This is a genomic window from Pseudoalteromonas sp. SD03 (genome assembly GCF_040937955.1).
GTDB classification, from domain to species: Bacteria; Pseudomonadota; Gammaproteobacteria; order Enterobacterales; family Alteromonadaceae; genus Pseudoalteromonas; species Pseudoalteromonas tetraodonis.
Genome location: NZ_CP162514.1, coordinates 1471050 through 1491878 on the forward strand (window position 1 = coordinate 1471050; position 20829 = coordinate 1491878).

16 protein-coding genes and 1 riboswitch are annotated in these 20829 nt (G+C 35.6%); of the genes, 11 read left to right on the forward strand and 5 right to left on the reverse strand.

Features of this window, described 5'->3' with window-relative positions; all coding sequences use genetic code 11:
* Position 1: 1 nt before the first annotated feature.
* The gene (locus ABZP26_RS06885; protein ID WP_368485527.1) at positions 2–1861 is read left to right on the forward strand and encodes an alkaline phosphatase D family protein; all 1860 of its coding nucleotides are present in this window, start codon (positions 2–4) and stop codon (positions 1859–1861) included.
* Between the two features lie 187 nt (positions 1862–2048).
* Here the strand turns inward: ABZP26_RS06885 and ABZP26_RS06890 are convergent, their stop codons facing one another.
* The 4 genes from ABZP26_RS06890 to ABZP26_RS06905 form a co-directional block, all read right to left on the reverse strand.
* A complete protein-coding gene (locus ABZP26_RS06890) occupies positions 2049–3371 on the reverse strand; it encodes an O-antigen ligase family protein (RefSeq protein ID WP_368485528.1) in 1323 nt (440 codons plus the stop codon).
* 64 nt (positions 3372–3435) lie between these two features.
* Complete coding sequence (locus ABZP26_RS06895; protein ID WP_013464705.1) at positions 3436–3981, reverse strand: hypothetical protein; 546 nt, start codon at positions 3979–3981, stop codon at positions 3436–3438.
* A 21-nt stretch (positions 3982–4002) separates the two neighbouring features.
* Positions 4003–6009 (reverse strand): EAL domain-containing protein, encoded by a 2007-nt coding sequence (locus tag ABZP26_RS06900; RefSeq protein ID WP_016899842.1) that lies wholly within the window; start codon positions 6007–6009, stop codon positions 4003–4005.
* Positions 5993–6691 (reverse strand): transglutaminase-like cysteine peptidase, encoded by a 699-nt coding sequence (locus ABZP26_RS06905; RefSeq protein WP_029609966.1) that lies wholly within the window; start codon positions 6689–6691, stop codon positions 5993–5995. The genes ABZP26_RS06900 and ABZP26_RS06905 overlap by 17 nt, the downstream gene beginning before the upstream one ends.
* 259 nt (positions 6692–6950) lie before the next feature.
* Here ABZP26_RS06905 and galU point away from each other — a divergent pair, with 259 nt between their 5' ends.
* The 10 genes from galU (at position 6951) to ABZP26_RS06955 (ending at position 19465) form a co-directional block, all read left to right on the forward strand.
* A complete protein-coding gene (gene galU / locus ABZP26_RS06910) occupies positions 6951–7847 on the forward strand; it encodes a UTP--glucose-1-phosphate uridylyltransferase GalU (protein WP_016899844.1) in 897 nt (298 codons plus the stop codon).
* A 276-nt stretch (positions 7848–8123) separates the two neighbouring features.
* Entirely contained in the window at positions 8124–9398 is a 1275-nt protein-coding gene (gene tviB / locus ABZP26_RS06915) for a Vi polysaccharide biosynthesis UDP-N-acetylglucosamine C-6 dehydrogenase TviB (protein ID WP_290208082.1), read from the forward strand.
* Between the two features lie 67 nt (positions 9399–9465).
* Positions 9466–10485, forward strand: a complete 1020-nt coding sequence (locus tag ABZP26_RS06920) for an NAD-dependent epimerase/dehydratase family protein (protein ID WP_016899845.1) — start codon at positions 9466–9468, stop codon at positions 10483–10485.
* Between the two features lie 54 nt (positions 10486–10539).
* The gene (locus tag ABZP26_RS06925) at positions 10540–11646 is read left to right on the forward strand and encodes a glycosyltransferase (RefSeq protein WP_016899846.1); all 1107 of its coding nucleotides are present in this window, start codon (positions 10540–10542) and stop codon (positions 11644–11646) included.
* A gap of 37 nt (positions 11647–11683) precedes the next feature.
* Complete coding sequence (locus ABZP26_RS06930) at positions 11684–12967, forward strand: O-antigen ligase family protein (protein WP_368485529.1); 1284 nt, start codon at positions 11684–11686, stop codon at positions 12965–12967.
* The gene (locus ABZP26_RS06935) at positions 12954–14060 is read left to right on the forward strand and encodes a glycosyltransferase family 4 protein (protein ID WP_016899848.1); all 1107 of its coding nucleotides are present in this window, start codon (positions 12954–12956) and stop codon (positions 14058–14060) included. Before ABZP26_RS06930 ends, ABZP26_RS06935 begins: the two co-directional genes overlap by 14 nt.
* A gap of 18 nt (positions 14061–14078) precedes the next feature.
* Positions 14079–15050, forward strand: coding sequence for an acyltransferase family protein (locus tag ABZP26_RS06940; protein WP_368485530.1), 972 nt, complete (start codon positions 14079–14081; stop codon positions 15048–15050).
* Between the two features lie 32 nt (positions 15051–15082).
* Positions 15083–16315 (forward strand): oligosaccharide flippase family protein, encoded by a 1233-nt coding sequence (locus ABZP26_RS06945; protein WP_368485531.1) that lies wholly within the window; start codon positions 15083–15085, stop codon positions 16313–16315.
* A gap of 386 nt (positions 16316–16701) precedes the next feature.
* Complete coding sequence (locus ABZP26_RS06950) at positions 16702–18981, forward strand: choice-of-anchor A family protein (RefSeq protein WP_016899851.1); 2280 nt, start codon at positions 16702–16704, stop codon at positions 18979–18981.
* A 94-nt stretch (positions 18982–19075) separates the two neighbouring features.
* Complete coding sequence (locus ABZP26_RS06955; protein ID WP_016899852.1) at positions 19076–19465, forward strand: hypothetical protein; 390 nt, start codon at positions 19076–19078, stop codon at positions 19463–19465.
* Between the two features lie 10 nt (positions 19466–19475).
* Here ABZP26_RS06955 and ABZP26_RS06960 read toward each other — a convergent pair whose 3' ends face one another.
* The gene (locus ABZP26_RS06960) at positions 19476–20606 is read right to left on the reverse strand and encodes a hypothetical protein (protein ID WP_368485532.1); all 1131 of its coding nucleotides are present in this window, start codon (positions 20604–20606) and stop codon (positions 19476–19478) included.
* Between the two features lie 58 nt (positions 20607–20664).
* A riboswitch (cyclic di-GMP riboswitch) is annotated at positions 20665–20747 on the reverse strand.
* Positions 20748–20829 lie beyond the last annotated feature (82 nt).

The following is a 20829-nucleotide window of genomic DNA, read 5'->3' on the forward strand; positions in this document are numbered from 1 at the left end:
CATGACGACTCTCTCGGTGCAACACCCGCTGTTACTTATGGGGCCTATGGTGCGCCGAGCAGAAAAAACCACAGTTTGTATTCAGTTTGCTACCTCAAAGCAGGTAAACGGCCGTATAGAGCTAATGGGCTACGAATGCTATAGCGAACAAAACAGCGTTAGACTGGGTGAACATTTATTTTTACAGTTTATAGTTATTAAACCCATAAACAGTCAGTTCCCGCGCGACATATTATTACAATATCAGTTATTTTTTGATGACAGCCCCGTTGATTTATCAGCGTTTAGTTTTAATGATGGTGCGTTACCTGCGTTTGTGATCCCCAAAAGATTGACGCAAATATTACATGGCTCGTGTCGTAATGCACATCATCCCGCAAAAGACAGCCTAGTTAGTTCAAGTCAGTGGCAAGCTACTCAACGCAGTCATAATCAACAAGGGGCGCAGTTGCTATTGCTCTCGGGCGATCAGGTATATGCTGACGATGTAGCAGGGCCTATGTTATTAGCTATCCATCAACTCATTGAGCAATTAGGCATTTACAAAGAGCAAGCGCTTGCGCTGGATTTACCCGACGATATTAGCCAACAGCTTTATGGCCGTCATCATTTACTCCCTACCACCTCATGGAAAAAGCGCTCTAAATTAGGCATAGGTTACTGGTTAAAAAAAGACGAGCCGCATTTTTCTAGCGTAAAAGCGTATAACCACCTTATTCATTTTGAAGAATTTGTGGCACTGTATTTACTTAATTTTAGTAGTACCGCGTGGCAATATGTTGACTTATCAAAGCTAAATTACTCAGGCGGTAACGAAAAAAGCCAAGCATTGTTTAGCACAGAAAAAGCCACACTCATTGATTACGCTAAAGGCTTAGCTGAGGTAGAGCGATTATGTGCCAATGTGTCTACCTTAATGATGTTTGACGATCACGATGTCACTGATGATTGGAACCTCACCGCCGGGTGGGAGCAAGCCATTAATCAAAACCCCAGTAGCAAGCGTATTGTAAATAATGGCTTAGCAAGCTATTGGCTGTTTCAGGGAATGGGGAACGACGCACTGCAAAAAACCGGTGCGCTACTTACTCCATTTACAACAAGTCTAGCTGGGGATAAGCAATGGCAATTCAAAGCATTTGATAAACATCTAAACGATTTTAACCATTGGCATTATGAGCTAACAACTATTCCTAAAGTGGTGGTGCTTGATACCCGAACACACCGCTGGCGTAACGAGCAGAACTTTAATGAACCCTCAGGCTTGTTAGATTGGGAGCGTCTCACTGAGCTTGAAGAAAGCCTACTCAGCCATGACCAAGTCATTATTGTATCGCCCGCACCGGTGTTTGGAGTCAAATCAATAGAGGCAATTCAAGCGGTGTTTAACATGTGTGGGCAACCGCTTATGGTTGATGTAGAAAACTGGATGGCGCACGAAGGCTCAGCTAAAAAATTGCTCGACACATTTAGACGCACCGACACCCCAAATGAAACGCTGATTTTATCAGGCGACGTGCATTATTCGTTTTGTTTTTCAGTGCAAAAGCGTTTTGGCGATCACCCCAACAGAATTTGGCAGCTCACAGCTAGTGGCATTAAAAACGAGTTCCCGCGTAAGCTAATAAATGTGCTTGATAAGCTCGACTCCATTTTATATGGCCCTAAAAGTCCGCTTAACTTTTTTACCAAACGCTGGCACATGGAAGTCGACAAACACCAAACTAAAGGCAAAGGGCAAAAGTACCTAGTAAGTGATTCGGCTATTAGTTTGGTTTCCCTTAAAGGCGGTAATTTAGTCCGTTACCAGCTCATACACGGCGACGGCCACACCACCGAATTTGATTTAGAAGAGCAGTAAATTGGAACAGGCGATAGGTTTTAGGTGCTAGGTATCAGGTCGATATTATTGCCGATTTGTAGCAGCGACTTCATGTCGCGGCATTTTTTAATGTCGTGAGCGACGAGCGACGAGCGACGGGCAACGGGCGACGGGCTTCGAGTTGCGGGTTTCGGGATTAGGCTCGTAACCCGCTCCCCGCAGCCCGTTAACTTTCACTTCGCCGTTTTTTAATCCGCTTTGGTGCTGGTAACTTATTGGTTAATAAAGCTAAACATAACACCACGATAAATAACATCGAATTAGCCCCTGCTTGCAGCGAATAATCAACCGACGAATGCAGCATCATTGCTACAATAGCTGTAGCACAACCAAACGCCACACCCTGATAAAGGGCCGTTTTGCGCGTTCGCATAGTATTAATACATAACCATAAACAATAAACCACTAACAGCCCCAATAGCGCCGTAGTAGGAATACCCAGCTCAACTGCAAATTGCACATAATCGTTGTGCGCATTGTCGTAATAACCAGAGTAGGGCTCAGACTGATACGCGGGAAACGCAGTATAAAAAGTACCGCCGCCCGAGCCTAATAACGGGTTATCTAAAATCAGCGGGATTGAGTCGCGTACAACTTCATCGCGAGTTTCCGATTGTAAACTGGTTTCGCTAATACGTTGTTTTACCTTTTCTACATCGAAAATGGCACCAATGATGATTAAATCGATAATGAAAAAGCTGACAATCAGCAATTTAAATGCTTTAGGCTTTTGCTTATAAACAAACAGCGCCAGTAAGCTCACTATAATTAAGGCGATAAAAAAAGCCGAATTACCCATGCGACTACGGGTTAAAATAAGTGCCACAATTATAATAATTAGCGATATACGCAAAATTATTTTAGAGCTTAATATAATCTCAGCCCAAGCACGTAAGGTTTGTTTTAAAGTAGGCTTGTAGCCGTTGTTAGTGCGTTTTAGTTCGCTAATTAAAACACCAATGCCTAAGCATAAACACAGCGCTAAATAGTTAGCTAAAAAGTTAGAATAGGTAAAAGTACCAATAGCTCTGTCGGTGTGTTTGTAGCCAAATAAAGGGCTAACAATATCGGGCGATAAGTTTAAGTAACTAGCATACAAAGCCTGAAAAACACCGGCGCAAATGACGGCGTAAATTAATTTTTTAATACGATTTACATTATTACAGTAATTAAATATTAACCAGCTCAACATTATTAAAAAACTGGTTTTTAATAACATTTGTTTGGTTTGAAAAGCATCAACACTTACGCCAAATAACTGAACCGCGCACACAAAAGCAACAATGCCTAAGGCAGTAAATAACGGCCAAGTATATCGAGGAGGTAAGAGTGCTTGCTGGTTATTTAAAACACTGTTTGCCAAGTGAGTAATAAAGGTAAAGCTAGTTAAAATACCAATAGCTAAAATTGCCCAAGGCCTGTAACTACCTAAAGGAAGGGGAAGCAAAAAAAGGATCAGACAAATAAGAAAAAATATAAAACGATTCAAAATAAACTCAAACAAAGTAAAAACGCAGCCAATTGGCTGCGTTTGAATATACTAATAGTAAAAACTAGTTACCGACTTCAGATATACCGTTATCACCGCCTGTACCACCAGAACCTGGAGGTGTTGGTAATGTTGGTAAGCTGCCTACTGGCGGAGCAGGCTGACCTGCACCAGGACCTGCAGCAGTTGCTTCAGAAGCGGTTGTTGCATCAACACCTGCGGTAATTGCTGCTAGGGTAATTGCATCAGTATCTAAACCAGCATCCGAAAGAGCAGCTAAAAAGTCAGAAATTAATGGATTGTCTGCACCAAAACGTGCCACAACAGCAGCAACCATTGCATCTATATCAGCAGCGCCACAAGCGCCATTAAGCAGTTTTTCGTCTAGCTTGATTTTTTCTTTATTTTTACAAATACGTTTAATCGCTTCTACTAAATCTTCGCGTAATTGCTCTGGCGTAGTATCTGCTGTTACGTTATTAAGAATATCAATAATGCTATTTATGCTCACTTCTTGAACCACAGCATTATTATCCGTTTGTGCATAGGTTGGCAAAGCAGTTAGAGCAGACGCACTAGCTACTAAGCCAGCTAAAATTAATTTTTTCATTTCTCGTCCCTTGGTTGAGTACTAATTGCAAAATTTTAGCGCATCGGTGCAAAAAGTAAACTCTTTATTTACGCCATTTTCATTAGATTTAATAATTTTTGATGGTGGTAATATTAAATTACCTTGTACCCCATCACATCCTAGGTATTCAAGTATTTCTAAAGTCTCGGTTTTTTCAATTAAACAGGCTAAAACTTTAATACCAAAGCCATGACAAATATTATTAACTGTTTGAATATAAAATTGACTTTGCGGGTTAGTTACCAAATCTTGAATGTAACTACCATCAATTTTAACGTACTCAATATCAAGACCTTGTAAATACCTAAACGACGTTAAGCTAGTACCAAAGTGCTCAATACACACATTAATACCCAGCTCTTTAATTGCATCTATATGTAAAGACGCAACATGCACGTTATAAAGTAAACCAATTTCATGTAGTTCAAACACTAAGTTTGTTTTAATTACCGGTTTAGTGTGCGAGTAAAGGGTAAGCCATTGTATAAAGTCGGCTGAATACAAGGATGCTTTACTAATATTCAACGCAAACACATCATTAGGGTAGTGCTCTTTTACATCTACAAAGCTACGTATAATTTTTTTATCGAGTTCTTCGGTTAAATTTAACTTTTCAGCCATCGCAAATAAGTGACCATTATTTACCTTTTCGCCTTCATGAATAAAGTGTGCAAATACCTCAAAGTAACACTGAGAATCAGTTTTATTAGCTTGTTTAACAGGTTGCACCGAAAAACTCACTTCGCCAGCATTTATAATCGACTTAATTAAGGTACGCCATTGGTTAACACTAAATAATGACTCTTTATCGTTTTTATCAAACGTAGTGTCTTCACCTATAGTGCAACCAGTATCAAGTAGCGATAACACTTCACCTAAACTCGCTCCTTGCTCAACACCAACAATCGCTAAATTAGCGTAACCGTTTATATGTAAGCTGTTTTCTTTTTGACTTAAATTATCAATGAGGTCTAAGCGGGCTTTATTTAAAAATAAAACGTCATATGGGGCCAGTAATACAAACGTACCCCCATTAAGCCTAAATATAGTTGAATTTGGTAGCTCATCGGCAACATGCTTAAGTATTTTAGCAGCATCAAGCACATGCTGATCACCATCTTGGTAGCTTACCACTTGGTTAATATTATTTAACGAGGGTAGGGTAAGCATCATCGCAGTAATTGGCGTATCGTCAGTAATATTATTTACAACAGAATTAAAGTGGTTTTCAAACGACTTACGGTTACCCAACCCCGTTAACGAATCTATGTATACTTCTTCAGTAAGCGCTTGTGTTTGTTTGGTCAGCGAATCAAACGTACTTTGTAAGTTTATAACCATGTTATTTATGGCTTGGGTTACTGTGCGAAGCTCCCGTGCTACTGGTATTTCTTTATTTAAGGTAAAGCGTTTTCGAGTCACTAAAGTGGCTTGATCTTCTACTGCTTTTAACGGCTTAAATACTGCGCGTAAAATTAAAAATGCAATAGCCAGCGATGCTGCTAATAGCAAAAATGAGCTATATAAGCTGCGGAGTGTGTGTTGCCACAACGTAAGGTAAGATTGCCCAGTATGGCTAGTTACATCGAGTGTACCTGCCATCATCCAACCATTGTTTATTTCAGAGTGCATAGTGGGCGCACTCAGTTCAACAGCATTAATAAACCAACCAGGAACAGATTCAACGCGTTTAGGGTTTTGTAACTCAAACACTATATTATTTTGCACATCGGTAAATTTAATTTGGCTGTAATAACCAGAGTCAAAAATAGCGGTTGCCATCGTTTCGGCAATCATTAGGCTGTCGTCTTCTAAATAAGGTGATATAGAAAGCCCTAAACTGGTAGCGGTGTCTTGCGCATGGCTGGCCATTTGCGTTTGTAAATAATTACGGGTTGTATCCACATCGGTTATAACGCGTACACAAAATGAAATAACCGAAATTAATATGATCAAGCCATATACTTGAGTTTTTAAACTCAATCCATATTTAAATATTCGAGACATAACTACTAGTTCCTTTATTGTTACCGGCGGCGGGGGCAAGCTCACCTTGTTCAATTCGTTCAAGCATAGTGTTCCAAGCAGAAACGCCACGACTATTTTTAACCTTATTACCTAACCCTTTCGATTTGGCTAACCATAAACCTTGGCCATTAAAACTGTATATAGGTTTTAAATCGCCCCGATTGCTTGCAGGCACTAATTTTGTATTAAAGTTATCAAGCACCAACGGTATTTGGTTTGGTTGTTCAAAGTATATAAGCACCATGTGTGGTTGATTAACCGTACGCTGGCGAACATACATAAAGCGTATTTTATCTTCGGGGATACCTAAAGCGATTAAAGTAAAATATTTAGCAATAACATAATCTTCACAGTCACCCATGCCAACACCTAGGCTTTCTAGAGGGGTGGCCCAGTAATCTTTTTTTTGCCAAAGTTCGTCATCGGTTTTGTACTTTATATGCTTATTAAAAAAATCATTAACTAAATGAATTTTTTGCCATTCGCTCTTATCGGCGGAGTCATCTATAAAACTCAGCCACGTTTTTATTCGTTGGTGGCCAGCATCACCGTAAAACTGTTTGGCACGGCTTATTATATCGCTATTTCGCAGATGCAAAAGCATGTCTTGTGCACAAGCAAAAAAAGACACTAATATAATGATGCAAATTCCAACGCGCACAAAGCCCATCCCTAAAATGTTAACAAAGCCATTATATTCCCATTGAAAGTAAATTGATAGATTACAAAAAAAGCAAAAATAACCCGTTAACAAAAAATTAACCTAAAACAATCAAAAAGGCTGCTTTTTATATTGAGCGATTATTTGTGTTGTGTATAATACCCGCCCATCTGGTTAGTAGTATTTAAAACTCGCTACTCGCAGCGGTATTGTATAAATAGCTACGTTATAACCAAAAGTAACTATAAAAGGAATTGAAGTGAAAGTATTAAAAGCAGTCTTGCCTGTTGCAGGCTTGGGTACCCGTATGTTACCCGCTACCAAAGCAACACCAAAGGAAATGCTTCCACTAGTCGACAAACCTCTCATTCAATACGTTGTAAACGAAGCCGTAAAAGCCGGTATTAAAGAAATTGTACTGGTTACTCATGCTTCTAAAAACGCAATAGAAAATCATTTTGATACCAGTTTTGAGCTAGAAGCCACTCTAGAGGCGCGTGTAAAACGTAGTCTGCTAGAAGAAGTTCGTTCAATAATCCCAAGAGATGTAAGCATTATATCGGTTCGTCAATCGGCGCCGTTAGGCTTAGGCCACGCAATACTTGAAACTCGTCCAATCATTGGCAATAACCCTTTTGCTATTTTATTGCCCGATGTAATTATCGATCAATATAAGTCAAATCTTAAGGTTGATAACCTAGCGCAAATGATCGCCCAATTTGAAGGCACTCAACATAATCAAATTATGGTTGAACCAGTCCCTCATGAGGAAGTGCACAACTATGGTGTGGTTGATTTAGCAGGTAAAAAAATCCAGCCTGGTGAAAATGGAGCCATTACCAACATGGTTGAAAAACCAAATAATGACGAAGCACCAAGCAATTTAGCAATAACAGGGCGCTATGTTGTATCGCCCGCTATTTGGGATTTACTCGAGTTTACGCCTCCTGGGGCTGGCGGCGAAATACAATTAACAGATGCATTACTGCAGTTACGTCATCTTGAAACAATTGAAGCGTACCATTTAAAAGGTAAGTCACACGACTGCGGCTCAAAATTAGGTTACATGCTTGCAAACGTAGAATACGCAATGCAATCAAGCCTAATGGGTGAAGAATTTACAAAGCGCGTTAAGCAATTAATGGCAAATGCATAAAGTTATGCAAAACCGGTTAGTAAAAAACTGAATACTAAAGTATCGCTAAAGCTAAAATTAACCGTAAAGAGCTTATTTATACAAGAAATCATTTTTAAAATGGGTCTTTTCATATGAATTTAAACTCAATTAAAAATGATGGAAAATCACAATTAATAAATTTTGCTAATTAAAATAAAAGTCAGCTTAATATTTTGGTTTGGCTGAAGTTGACTTACTTTTGGTGAGCTTTGTATTTTATTGCATTTAGGTTATTAATAAACAGGGAATTATTTAATGAATTTTTCAAATAAAAAAATAGGGGTTATTGGCTTAGGTTATGTCGGCCTTCCTTTAGCTGTTGAATTTGGGAAAAAGTATCCAACATTAGGGTTTGATATAAATCAAGGTCGTGTTGAGCAGTTATTAGCAGGCCATGACTCTACTTTGGAAGTGAGCGATGAAGAACTCAAAGCTTCACCATTTATGAGTTACTCATTTTCTCCATCTGATTTAGAAAGTTGTAATGTTTATATAATTACAGTTCCTACCCCTATAGATGAGCACAACCAACCAGACTTAACACCTTTAGTTAAAGCAAGTCAGATGCTAGGTTCTGTTGTTAAAAAAGGGGATATTTTAGTTTATGAGTCAACAGTATACCCGGGTGCAACTGAAGAGGTTTGTATTCCTGAAGTAGAAGAAGTATCTGGCTTAAAGTTTAATGTTGACTTTTTTGCTGGTTACTCACCGGAGAGAATTAATCCAGGTGATAAAGAGCATCGCGTTACTAATATTTTAAAGGTGACAAGTGGCTCTACACCTGAAATTGCGGAACAAGTTGATCAACTTTATAAGTCAATTATTACAGCGGGGACGCATAAAGCTTCATCTATCAAAGTCGCTGAAGCAGCTAAAGTAATCGAGAACACTCAACGTGATGTAAATATTGCTTTGATCAATGAACTGTCGATTATTTTTAATAAATTGGATATTGATACCCTTGAAGTATTAGAAGCTGCAGGTACAAAATGGAATTTCTTACCATTTCGTCCAGGTTTAGTTGGTGGGCACTGCATAGGTGTTGATCCGTATTATTTAACACACAAAGCACAAAGCGTAGGTTATCATCCAGAAATGATTTTAGCCGGCCGTCGATTAAATGATGGTATGGGTGAATATGTAGTATCACAATTAATTAAAAAAATGCTAAAAAAGCGAATTCATGTTGAAGGCGCAAATGTGCTAATTATGGGCTTAACATTTAAGGAAAATTGTCCAGATTTGCGTAATACCAAAATTGTAGACATTGTTAGTGAATTAAAAGAATACAATATTAATATTGACATTACAGACCCTTGGTGTTCAAACGAAGAGGCTCACCATGAATACGGCTTATCTTTGGTTGAGAATGTACAAGACAATCATTATGACGCTATTATTTTGGCCGTTGGGCATAATCAATTTAAAGAGCTTGGCGCAGAAAAAATTCGCGCATACGGTAAACAAGAACATGTTTTATATGATTTAAAATATCTGCTTGATAAAAGCGATGTTGATATGCGCCTTTAGAATTTTACACATTTAACTTTAAAGAGTGAACAGCTGTTCGCTTCAATATCAAGGTATTCGTTACTCTATGTCACAATTTGAAATAGTAAAAGCAGAACTTCTTACATCACCTAAAACTTGGTTAGTCACAGGAGTTGCAGGGTTTATCGGCTCTAATTTATTAGAAACATTACTCAAGTTAAACCAAAAAGTTATTGGTTTAGATAACTTCGCTACAGGTCATCAACATAATTTAGATGAAGTGAAAAATATAGTAACGGAGGTACAATGGTCTAATTTTACTTTTCACAATGGTGATATTCGCAATTATTCAGATTGTGAAGCTGCAGTAAAAGGCGCTGATTATATTTTGCATCAGGCTGCATTAGGTTCTGTACCTCGCTCAATTGCTGATCCGATAATGACCAACTCAGCAAATATTACAGGTTTCCTAAATATGTTGCAGGCCGCAAAAGAGCAAAACGTTAAAAGTTTTACTTATGCCGCAAGCAGTTCAACCTATGGTGATCACCCTGCATTACCAAAATTAGAGGAAAATATAGGAAATCCGTTATCGCCATATGCTGTAACTAAGTACGTAAATGAACTTTATGCTGCTGTGTTTGCAAAAACATATGGTTTTAAATCAATTGGCCTACGTTATTTCAATGTTTTTGGCCAACGCCAAGATCCAAATGGTGCATATGCCGCAGTTATACCTAAATGGACTGCATCCATGATTCAAGGTGAGGATGTTTTCATAAACGGTGATGGTGAAACCAGCCGCGATTTCTGTTTTATTGAAAATACTGTACAAATGAATATCTTGGCGGCAACTGCAGCAGAAGAAGCAAAAGATGAAGTTTATAATGTGGCAGTTGGTGACAGAACTACACTGAATGAATTATATAATGCGATAAAAGTATCTTTAAATGAAAATTCAACTCTAGTAAAAGGTGAATTGATATATAGAGATTTCCGAGCTGGTGATGTACGCCATTCTCAAGCCGACATAACCAAAGCAAAAAGCTCCTTAGGTTATGAGCCCCAATATAATATAAACGATGGAATTTCAAAGGCCATACCTTGGTATATTAAATCAATTTAGTTAGCAATTTAAAAATAATTATAATTGAAATCTTCTTATGAAAAGGAATAGCACTTGAGTCGCAACACAGTATTTGTAATAAACTCTTTCGGAGGGGGAGGAGCTGAAAGGGCATTAAGCAAAATCTTACAAGATCCAACTATTAATGACGGCTGCCTAACTTTAGTTACACTAGACCATGCAGAGTTTGCATATAGGATCCCAGATAATGTAAATCATGTTTGTTTAAATACAAATGGCAGTTTCATAAAGAGTATATATAAATTAGTAAAGTATTTAAAAGTAAATCAACCAAAGCAAGTTATGAGCTTTTTGGCTCGTGCTAATTGCTGTAATGTAATTGCAGGCAAGCTACTCAATTTTAAAACTATCATCAGTGAAAGAACATACACAAGCACTTACTACAACAACTCGATATCTGGCCAGCTTTTTAAATTTTTAATAAGAGCTTTGTACCCGAAGGCTGATAAAATAGTAGCTGTGTCTAAAGGAGTCGCAAAGGACTTAGAAGTCAATTTTTCAGTCGATAGTGAAAAAATAACTGTTTTATATAATTTTTATGTAAATCAAGAGATAATTGATGCCTCTAATGAGGAAGTTATTAAGTCCCTACCCAGTAAGTTCATAGTTGCTGTAGGGCGTTTACAAAAAGTAAAAAACTTTTCAATGTTAATTGAGGCTTATTCGAAGGTTGCTACATCCCACAAGCTAGTGCTGCTTGGTGATGGGCCTGAACTTAATCATTTAAAAAATATTGCTAAAGTAAATAATGTAGAAGACAAAGTTATTTTTTATGGTCATGTATCGAACCCGTATTCTATAGTCAGTAAGTCATCATTATTCGTCCTCTCATCTAACACTGAAGGCTTCCCAAATGCTTTAGCTGAGGCAATGGTTTTATCAAAGCCAATAGTTGCAACAAACTGTATGTCGGGACCAAGTGAAATACTGGCAGATCAAGTTACTTTAGATTTTGAAAATGTATTTGAAGCAAAATATGGTTTCCTTACACCTGTTGGTGATGCTTTAGCAATGTCAAAAGCAATTACTGATATGCTGAAGGAAGAAAACCTTCATAAATTTAAATGCTTGAGCTATATAAGGTCTCAAGATTTTAGTCAACAAGTGTTTTTTGAAAAGCTTACTAAGATATTAGATTAATGGCTACTATTTCTAACCTATTAAAAGAGATAAAACTATGTGGCTATTAGTGACTTTATTTACTGCAATAGCAACTTTATATTTCATTTGTAAAAGCTTTAAAGGAGTAATGGGGTTAGAAATAAAATTTTTAGCACTAGCTATTTGGGGGAGGTATGTTTTATCTGTTTTGAACGAATATACTTTTAAGCCAATTGTTGCTGGTTTATCAGGAAATGCTCTATTCTCAATTTTCATTGTGATTTTATCCATTTTTATTATTACTAATAGAGCATTTAAGCTAAAGATACTTTTGCCTTATTACCTTCTAATTTTTATTTCAATAATTTCATTCTTTAACGGTTTCAACATTACTGGGTTGATAAATTTTATAATGAAATGGATGTATTTTATATGCATTAGTTTACTAATTTATACTGCTCTTAAAAAAAATGGTTCAGAGAAGGTCTTAGCTATTTTATTAAAAGTACATACTTTTCCATTGCTAATGCAGTTATTGTCTTTACTTTTAGGGGAAGTAAAAGCTACCGAAAATGATGGGTCAGTTAGTGTTATAGGCGGCTACGGGCATGAGTCTGCTTTTTCAATGATTTCTTTGACGATTTTGTTGCTATCAATGTTATACATGCCATTTAAAGAAAAAAAAGCAATAAAATTTTTGTTTGTTAGTGTAACTTCGTTAGTGCTTGCTAACTATAGAACATCTTTATTATCTGCAATCCCGCTCCTGGTTAAGTTTGTTTTTACGTACGCTAAGGCAAAATTTAATAGTCAAAGTCGAATTTATATTTATATTTATATCTCATTGTTCACCGCAGTTTTATTAGTTATTGGCTGGGCGTCAATTTATGAGCGTTTTGTAGATATATTTGATTTGTTTTTTGGTGATGTAAGCTTATTTAAAAATATAAAATATTATAGCGAAAAAGAAATTCTTTTATTTTCAGCTCGTTTTTATATATGGAATCAATATATTGCAGAGTTTTTAACTGGGGATTTTTTTAGTTTGCTATTGGGTAATGGCCCCAACTCTTGGGAGGATTACTTCCGAGTATATGCACACAATACTTTTGTTTCTTACTTATTTGAATATGGCTTTTTTGGGTTATCAATTTTATTTTACATCTTTATTTTAAATTTAATAGCTTGTTTTAAGTCGATTCCAAAATTCAGGTTTACTTTAGTACTGGGCCTAATTGGCTTTTTTATTTTGAACCTGATGACAATGCCTTTGTGGAATATTGAAGGTAACATTTTGTACTCTATTTTAGTTTCATTTTCTTGGTATTACCAAAAGGGATCTGTTAGTGAAAAAAATTAAACGTTTATCTGTTATTGGGCTGAGAGGAATACCAAATGTTATGGGGGGAGTCGAGACTCACTGTGCCAATTTATATTCTGAGATTATAAAATGTTCAAATGATTATGAAATTAACGTAATCGGAAGAGATCGTTATATCATTGACTCTACTTACTTAGGTATAAAAGTAAAAGCGTTACCGAGCATATATACTTCAAGCCTTGAAACGTTATTTCATACTTTTATTAGTATTTTTTATGCAAAGTTTTATTTGAAAAGCAATATAGTACATCTACACGCCGTCGGCTCAGGTTTATTTATGCCTATGGTTAGGTTGCTTGGTATGAAAGGCATATTAACGGTTCATGGTGCTGACTATAAACGTTCGAAATGGGGGCGTGTTGCTAAGTTTTTACTCAAGTCAGGGGAAAGGCTTGGTATTACTTTTTCAAATCAAACCATTGTTGTTGGAAAACAGCTATCGGAAGAGTTAAAGTCTGAATACGGTAAAGCAAACAATAAAATAACATATATCCCAAATGGTATTGATATTAATGTTGATTATGATTCTGAATTCGCAGAGCGCGACTTTTTAGATTCTATGGAGGTGGAGCCGAAAAGTTATATTCTTTATGTCGGTCGTTTAGACCCAGCTAAAGGAATAGAGGATCTTATAAAAGCTTATAAGAAAAGTGGTACTAAATTAAAGTTATTAATTGTCGGTGGTAGTGAACATAAAGGAGATTTTTATCATCATATTACTTCTTACGCAGATAAAAATATAATATTTTCTGGAGTACTGAGTGGTGATAGGCTCATGGCTGCCTATAAAAATACTGCATTGTATGTTTTACCGTCATATCATGAAGGGCATCCAATCTCAGTCCTAGAAGCTATTAACTTTAATGCGCCGATAATAGTCTCTGATATTATACCCAACTTATCGTTGAATCTTCCTAGTGAAAGTTATTACAAACTGGCCGATATTGATGATCTAGCGTTTAAATTAACTGAAGGTAAATTTAACACTGTCGACCGAAATCAGTATATAGAATTATATAACTGGCAAACGATCGCTAAAGAAACATTAATTGTTTATTCTAAAACCTCTTAAAACAGTAATACTCCTAATATGAATAAAGAAATTCAAAGCCTCAGGGGCATAGCATGTATTTTAGTTGTTTATTTTCATGTGATTGGTACAGCTAACACAGGCCTTAAATTACCACCAGACAGCATATATAGAATATTATCGGATTGTTTAATTTATATCAGAATGCCGCTATTCACGTTTTTATCCGGCTACATATATGCTTATCGTCGCTTTAGTTCAGGAGCTTTATATTATGTAAAAGGAAAAAGTAAACGGATATTAATGCCATTAATTTGTGTAAGTGTTATTTTTGCAATAACCCAAGCTTTAACTCCAGGTGTAAACAATAGTTACGATGGAGAGCTTTGGCGGTTATTTTTATACCCTTATGCCCATTTTTGGTTTTTACAGTCGATATTTACAATATTCATGCTAATAGCGCTAATTGATTTTATAAGTAAGAAAAATAACAGGGTTTTAATTGTTGTTGCATTACTTAGTGTGCCATTTTTTTTGTTTTCGGATAAATTTACAGAGCTATTTTCATTTTCGCGTACCTTGTACTTATTTCCTTTTTTCATATTTGGAATGTTATGTAACATTTATAGTGCGCAAGATATAAAAACTAGTCACTTTAAATTAATTTCACTCTTTTTTTTACTGTTAATAGGCTTCCATTTTCATCAAGTTTCAATTGGTGTTACTCCTAACCGAATTAGTTTACTCTCTTTAGTTATAGGATGTATTGGTTCAATGATTTTAGTGAAAATTGGTATAAAAAATACATTACTTATCTTTGTTGGTGGATTCTCTTATAGCATATATCTCTATCATGTTTTTGGTACTGCATTTTCTCGCATATTTCTTAATAGGGTAGGGGTTGATTCTATAGTTTTAAATGTGTTTTTTGGTTTGTTAACAGGTGTAGCACTACCAATTATTTTCCATTTATATATTAAAAAAATAAAATATATAAATTTAGCGTTGTTAGGTAGTGATAAATGCAAGTAAAAACAACTTTAAAACTGCTTAAGGGTATATAAATGCATCTGAAAAGAATCATTGGTTTATCTATTATTTATAAATATACGGCAGTATTATTAGCGTTATTGTTTTCTATTCTGGTAGGTCGTACTTTATCAGTTAGTGATTTTGGGAAATATAACTTAGCTATTTCGATCGTAACTGTTTTAGGCAGTATTTTATCTTTGGGCACAGAGCATTGGTTAATTAAAGAGGTATCTAAAAATAGTGAAAATATTTTCATTCTTATTAAAAAAGCTTTACTTTTGAGGTTTACCGCATTATTTGTAGCTTTGTTATTTAGTGCATTGGCGTTTATTTTAGGGTTAGCTAACTTTGAGTTATTAACTTTTTTAATTATGGTTTTTTGTGTTTTGGCCATGCTTACAGCTGGTAGCCTGGCGCAAGCAACTAGAGGGCTCGAAAAAGCAGATAAAGCATTTCAATACCATGATTTATATCGTTTAATATTTTCTTTTGTTTTCTTTTATTTATTTTTTTTCCTATTCTCAATTAGTTTCGAATCTATTCTTTTTATATTTTTTTTAAGCACACTAATTGGAGTTATATTTAATGTTACTTACTTGAAAAAGCTTAACTTAGTTACCTCTAAATTAGTTTCATTTGATATCAAAAATACGTTTTTAGCCGCACTGCCTTTCTGCGGTATTTCTATACTAGCGATAGTTAATAATAATCTTGATGTACTAATGCTAGGCTTTCTTTCTGATACATCGCAGGTTGCTGGTTATTCTGTAGGTGCAAAAGCATCACTAATTGTTAATTCAGTGACCCTACTTGTTGTGTCTATTTTAGCCCCTCGATTCTCCCGTTACTTTTGTAATAATGAAGCTGAGAAATTAAAGCAAGAACTTTTCATTTCAACAGTGATACTTTTCTTTTTTGGTTTAATTATTATTATTGCTGCTTATTTTCTATCGCCATTATTAGCCTTGTGGGGGGAAGAGTATTTTCTATACAAAAATACATTTTTAATTTTAGTTGTTGCTCAAGTAATCATGTTTGTAGGAGCGCCACTTAGTGCTCTTTTAACTATGACTAATAAAGAAAAATTAGAAAGGAATTGTTTGTTTTTAATGTTAGCTACTAATGTCTTGTTAGGGTACTTCTTAATTCATATGTACGGTGCTTTAGGCGCTTCTCTATCTACTTTAATAAGCATAATTTTTGTGTTCATGGTTAGGTTGATCTCATGTAGGTACTTGTTTATGGAAAAAAATAGAACTCATTAGAGATTTAACTAAAGCTATTTTCACTGTTTATCCTTTTCTGAGCTTAAATCACTTAATAACTCCTTAGTTGCTTTATATTACAGTCTTATTTTGACAAAGGTAAATACGTACTGAATAAAACGCCTTTAATTAACATTAAATTAACATTTACTAGTATTTTAATTTGGTTAATTCGTCTTTTTTGAGTTTTATTTTTTCGTAACTCATTGATATTATGTTTTTGTGTCTTCTTAGATGCCGAAAATTAGTACTTTCGTAGTGTTTTTTGTTCCTTTTGATTTTATTTGTGTATATAATGTTCACCAAGGTTTCGGTGAATTAACTTTCATTAAACAAATGACTTAAATTTGGTGCCTTCATGCACTTTTTCATTTTCGAGGGATAAAATGACTAACTCACTATTAAAATTAAAAAAATTGAGTGCAGTGATCGCACTTACTTTAGCTAGTTCTTCAACACTGGCTGCAGATTTAGGCGTTGCCAATAATTTTTCTGCATTTGTTTTTAATGATTTTAAATCGAACTTTGGCCGTGCTGACGGTGCTATCGCCGCAGGTGAAATAGATCTTAAAGGCTACAGCGTAGGCTACACACGCCCATACAGCCCTGAAGAATATTACTTAATTAGTGAATCTATCATCGATTTTAAATATGGTCGCCAATATGTAGGTAGCATGGTAGCCGGTGGCGGTACTGATATTCACTGGAGTGTTCGTTGGGGTATGGAGTGGGGCTCTAAAATACTTTCTAACCAAGATGAATCGGCTTTACCATTTAACTTTGATGAGCAAGAGCAATATTACAAAGATTTAAGTGCACAATTAAGTGAACTAGATGAAACAGGCACTGTATACCGTAAGTGGGGTGGCCTTTATTTACAAGGTGATGGCAGTTCTGATAGACAAGTATTTAATTTAGATGCGCGTGACTTTGCTAAAGCGCACACTTTTAAAGTATGGGGTATTCCTGCGGATGCCACTGTAATTTTTAATATTACAGGTGATGACAACGTAGTTGTAAAAGGTAAGAGCTTTGCACGTTTACGCCATCATGCAAGTAAAACAGTATTTAACTTTACTAATGCCCAAAAGTTAGATATTAAAGGCAACCGCTGGCAGGGTGTAATATTAGCACCACATGCTGATATTAGAGGTGTGTACGGTACAGCAAAAATGCCTATAATTGGTCAAAGTTTTTATGGCTCGATGGCATTACTAGGTGGCGAATTTGACGGCAATCTGCCAGAGTCTGATCTCGCATTGTGTGAAAACATAGACCTTTCAGAGCAGTATACTTGGAATAGAGATAATGCTAATTATCTGCCAATCTATGACCAAATACTAGCAACGCCAATTGCAATTGATATTAATAACGATGGAATAAGTGACTTAATCTTCCCAACCTATACAGGCACATCTTTAAACTCAGGCGGTGTAATACGTGCGATCGATGGTAAAGACGGAAGCGAGATGTGGAACCTTGAGGTTACAGGGTTTGCGCTTGGGAAATATAGCTTTGCAGCTGCCGATTTAGATAATGATGGAATAATTGAGGTTATAGCCCCGATTAGTTCAAATCAAGTAGGTGTAATTTCACCCCAAGGTATTATAGAACGTTCTTATAATACTGACGGTACCTTGGGAAATATTGTTGTTGGTGAACTAAGTTCTAGCAACCCTGGTGCAGAGTTTATTATGGGGAACACGGTTTATGGATTACAAGGGCCTCTTGTAAAATTATTGCCAGGTAGTGATGCTCCTTCATTCGGTACTGATTCAATATTGTTTGATGCAAATAACGATAATCAATTAGATATACTTTCGAATGGGAAGTTATATATATTAAGCTCGCAAAGTGACGAGGAGAGTGTCTCTATAGAGGGTTTAATTGTCCTTGAAGATTTGAATCAGATGATAAGTGAATCAGATAACCCAATATTTTCTGCTGTTGCTGATTTTGATAAAGACTCTAGTCCTGATGTTGTTCAATTTGGTGCTGATGTAAACTCTTCGGAGTCAATTAGATTGAACATTTATGACGGTCAATCAGTTTTAGATGGTTCTACACCTAACTTGACAATTTCTGTACCTAATACTCATCGAAGCAGTTCATTGGCTATTGCCGATTTAGATGGAAATGGTAATTTAGAGGTTGTAGTTAGTGGCCGCGAAAGTGTTATGGCCTTTGAGGTTACAGTGAACGAGGGCGTTTACAGTTACAGTGAAAAATGGCGTGCCCCTATTAGTGACCGTAGCTCAAAAACGGGTTTATCATTATTTGATTTTAACGGTGATGGTAAAGTTGAAGTGCTGCATAATGATCAAGAGTCATTTAAAATATTTGCTCATGATGGTTCACTTCTTTTCAGCAAAGAAAACAGTAACGCTACATTGTGGGAATACCCATTTGTTGCAGATTTGAATGGTGACGGCAATGGACAGATTATTCTAACTGCGAGTAACTCTTGGTTAGGTGAGTCAGCTAAAAATACAGGGTTAACCGTATTAGAAAATGCAAACACGAGTTGTAGATTTGCGCCTGCGACAAGAATTTGGAATCAACATTCATTCTCAGGTACTAACATTAATCAAGATGGAACTTTACCAACACAGCTTGATAATAGTTGGCAAAAAACAAACACTTTTCGCTCTGCTAATCTAAAGTAAGTTTTTAAATTGAAAAAAGCCAATTAATTATTAATTGGCTTTTTTATTTGTTTAAATAAAGACATCAAATCTTTATAACTAAGTAAGAATTATTTTGTCAGAATTACGATCAGATCCTGCAGTAAAAAGTTTATTAGAAAGGATGCCTAAAAGTATTCAGGATAGTTTTACAGAAGAACAGCTCTCTCACTTGAAAATAGCCATTGGAGCCAGACAATGGGGTAATCATGTAATCGATTATAGGGGAGTGATTAAAATATTTAGATATAGATACTACTATGTTTTATTAGCTGGCCGTAATAGGCGAGTACTGAGTATTAAAGAACAGAAAATAGCGAGTGTTGCGCAAGCTATATTTTTTATCGGTGTTTTTTCACTAATAACAGTACTTACTTTTTTGTTTTTATATTTGATTAAGTCAGCTCTCGGAATAGATATGTTTAAGGGATTTTCATTGGGTGTTTGGGATTGGTTTAAAAGTTAATAAGGGTATGTTAATTACATTGTTCTAAATGGGGTAATATGTCATTAAATTGACCATCGAGTAAAAATACTGAGTTTGTAAAGCGAACAGTCGATGCATTATTGTCATTGTATCTTATGTCGCAAATTTTCGATGTTTCTTTAATTCTTATTGTTGAATCTGTTAATCTAACTGTTGAGCCTACCGTTTGTATAACAGAACTATTTGCTGCATTTATGTAGCATTCATCGCATGTAAAACTATTAAACCACAATTTTAAGTTGTATCTGGTTCCTTTTCCAGATAGTGACTTAATTCTGTTTAATGTTACATTGGACCCCTTTATATCAAAATCTGCGTCTCTACTGTTAGATACTGTTGTATTATTAATTGATATATTTTGAGCACCAGAGTTAACAACTATACCATCGCCTTGTTGATAGCTTCCGCAGTTATCAACACGGCCAATATTATTGAAAATAGAAACTTTATCCAAAAATATATTTTTTGATTGTCCACTAATACTTAGCCCAGAAATATAACAGTCGCGTTCTTCCTCTGTAGATGTTGACAATCCATTAATAACAGTATTTGTAATACTTATATTTTGTGTATTGGAGCCATTTATTCTAATGCCTGATTTATAATATCCTACTGAACTTAACTCATTGATTGATATATCTGCAACAGTTTTATCTAAGTCATAGTCGAACTCGATGCAGGTTGAAGTGTTTAAAGCGTTAATCCTTCTAAAGGATACATTGCTTACTGGATTATTTTTAAACCTAAAACAATAACGAGTATTTAAAAAAGATATATTTTCGAATGAAATGTTACTTCTTGCTATCACCAAACCAGAGTTTCCTCCAGAGTAGTAGTTAAAGTCACTTCTGAAGGTTACTTTTCCTATGCCGATGACTTCGACATGATGATTACCACCGTACAGATAAAGGGCATCATTTTGTTGGTATATTCCAGGTAAAATATTGACTTTATTAACATCAGTATCCATCATTAGCTGATTTATTTTACTGATATGTGCTGGTGTGTCTACAGAATAACCGTGACCATTACCGGTAGGGGCAATGTAAACAGTCTGCGATTGGGTTAATGTTGAGTTTAATATTAAAAATAATATTATTAATAAACATTTTTTATTCATCACAATTACCTTAGAAATTACATAGAAAGGTAATAAGTAATAAGATATTAAATATCTGTATTGCAACCCCGCTACCACAGATAGTTCGTTAGGCCGGAAGTTTTGCGTCCAAGACTTTCATCAAGTTTGCCCTTTCAATTACCACTCATATTAGCTCTTATTCATCAGATAACAAACAGATTAACATTCTTCTAAATATAAAAATATTATTTCTTAGATTAGA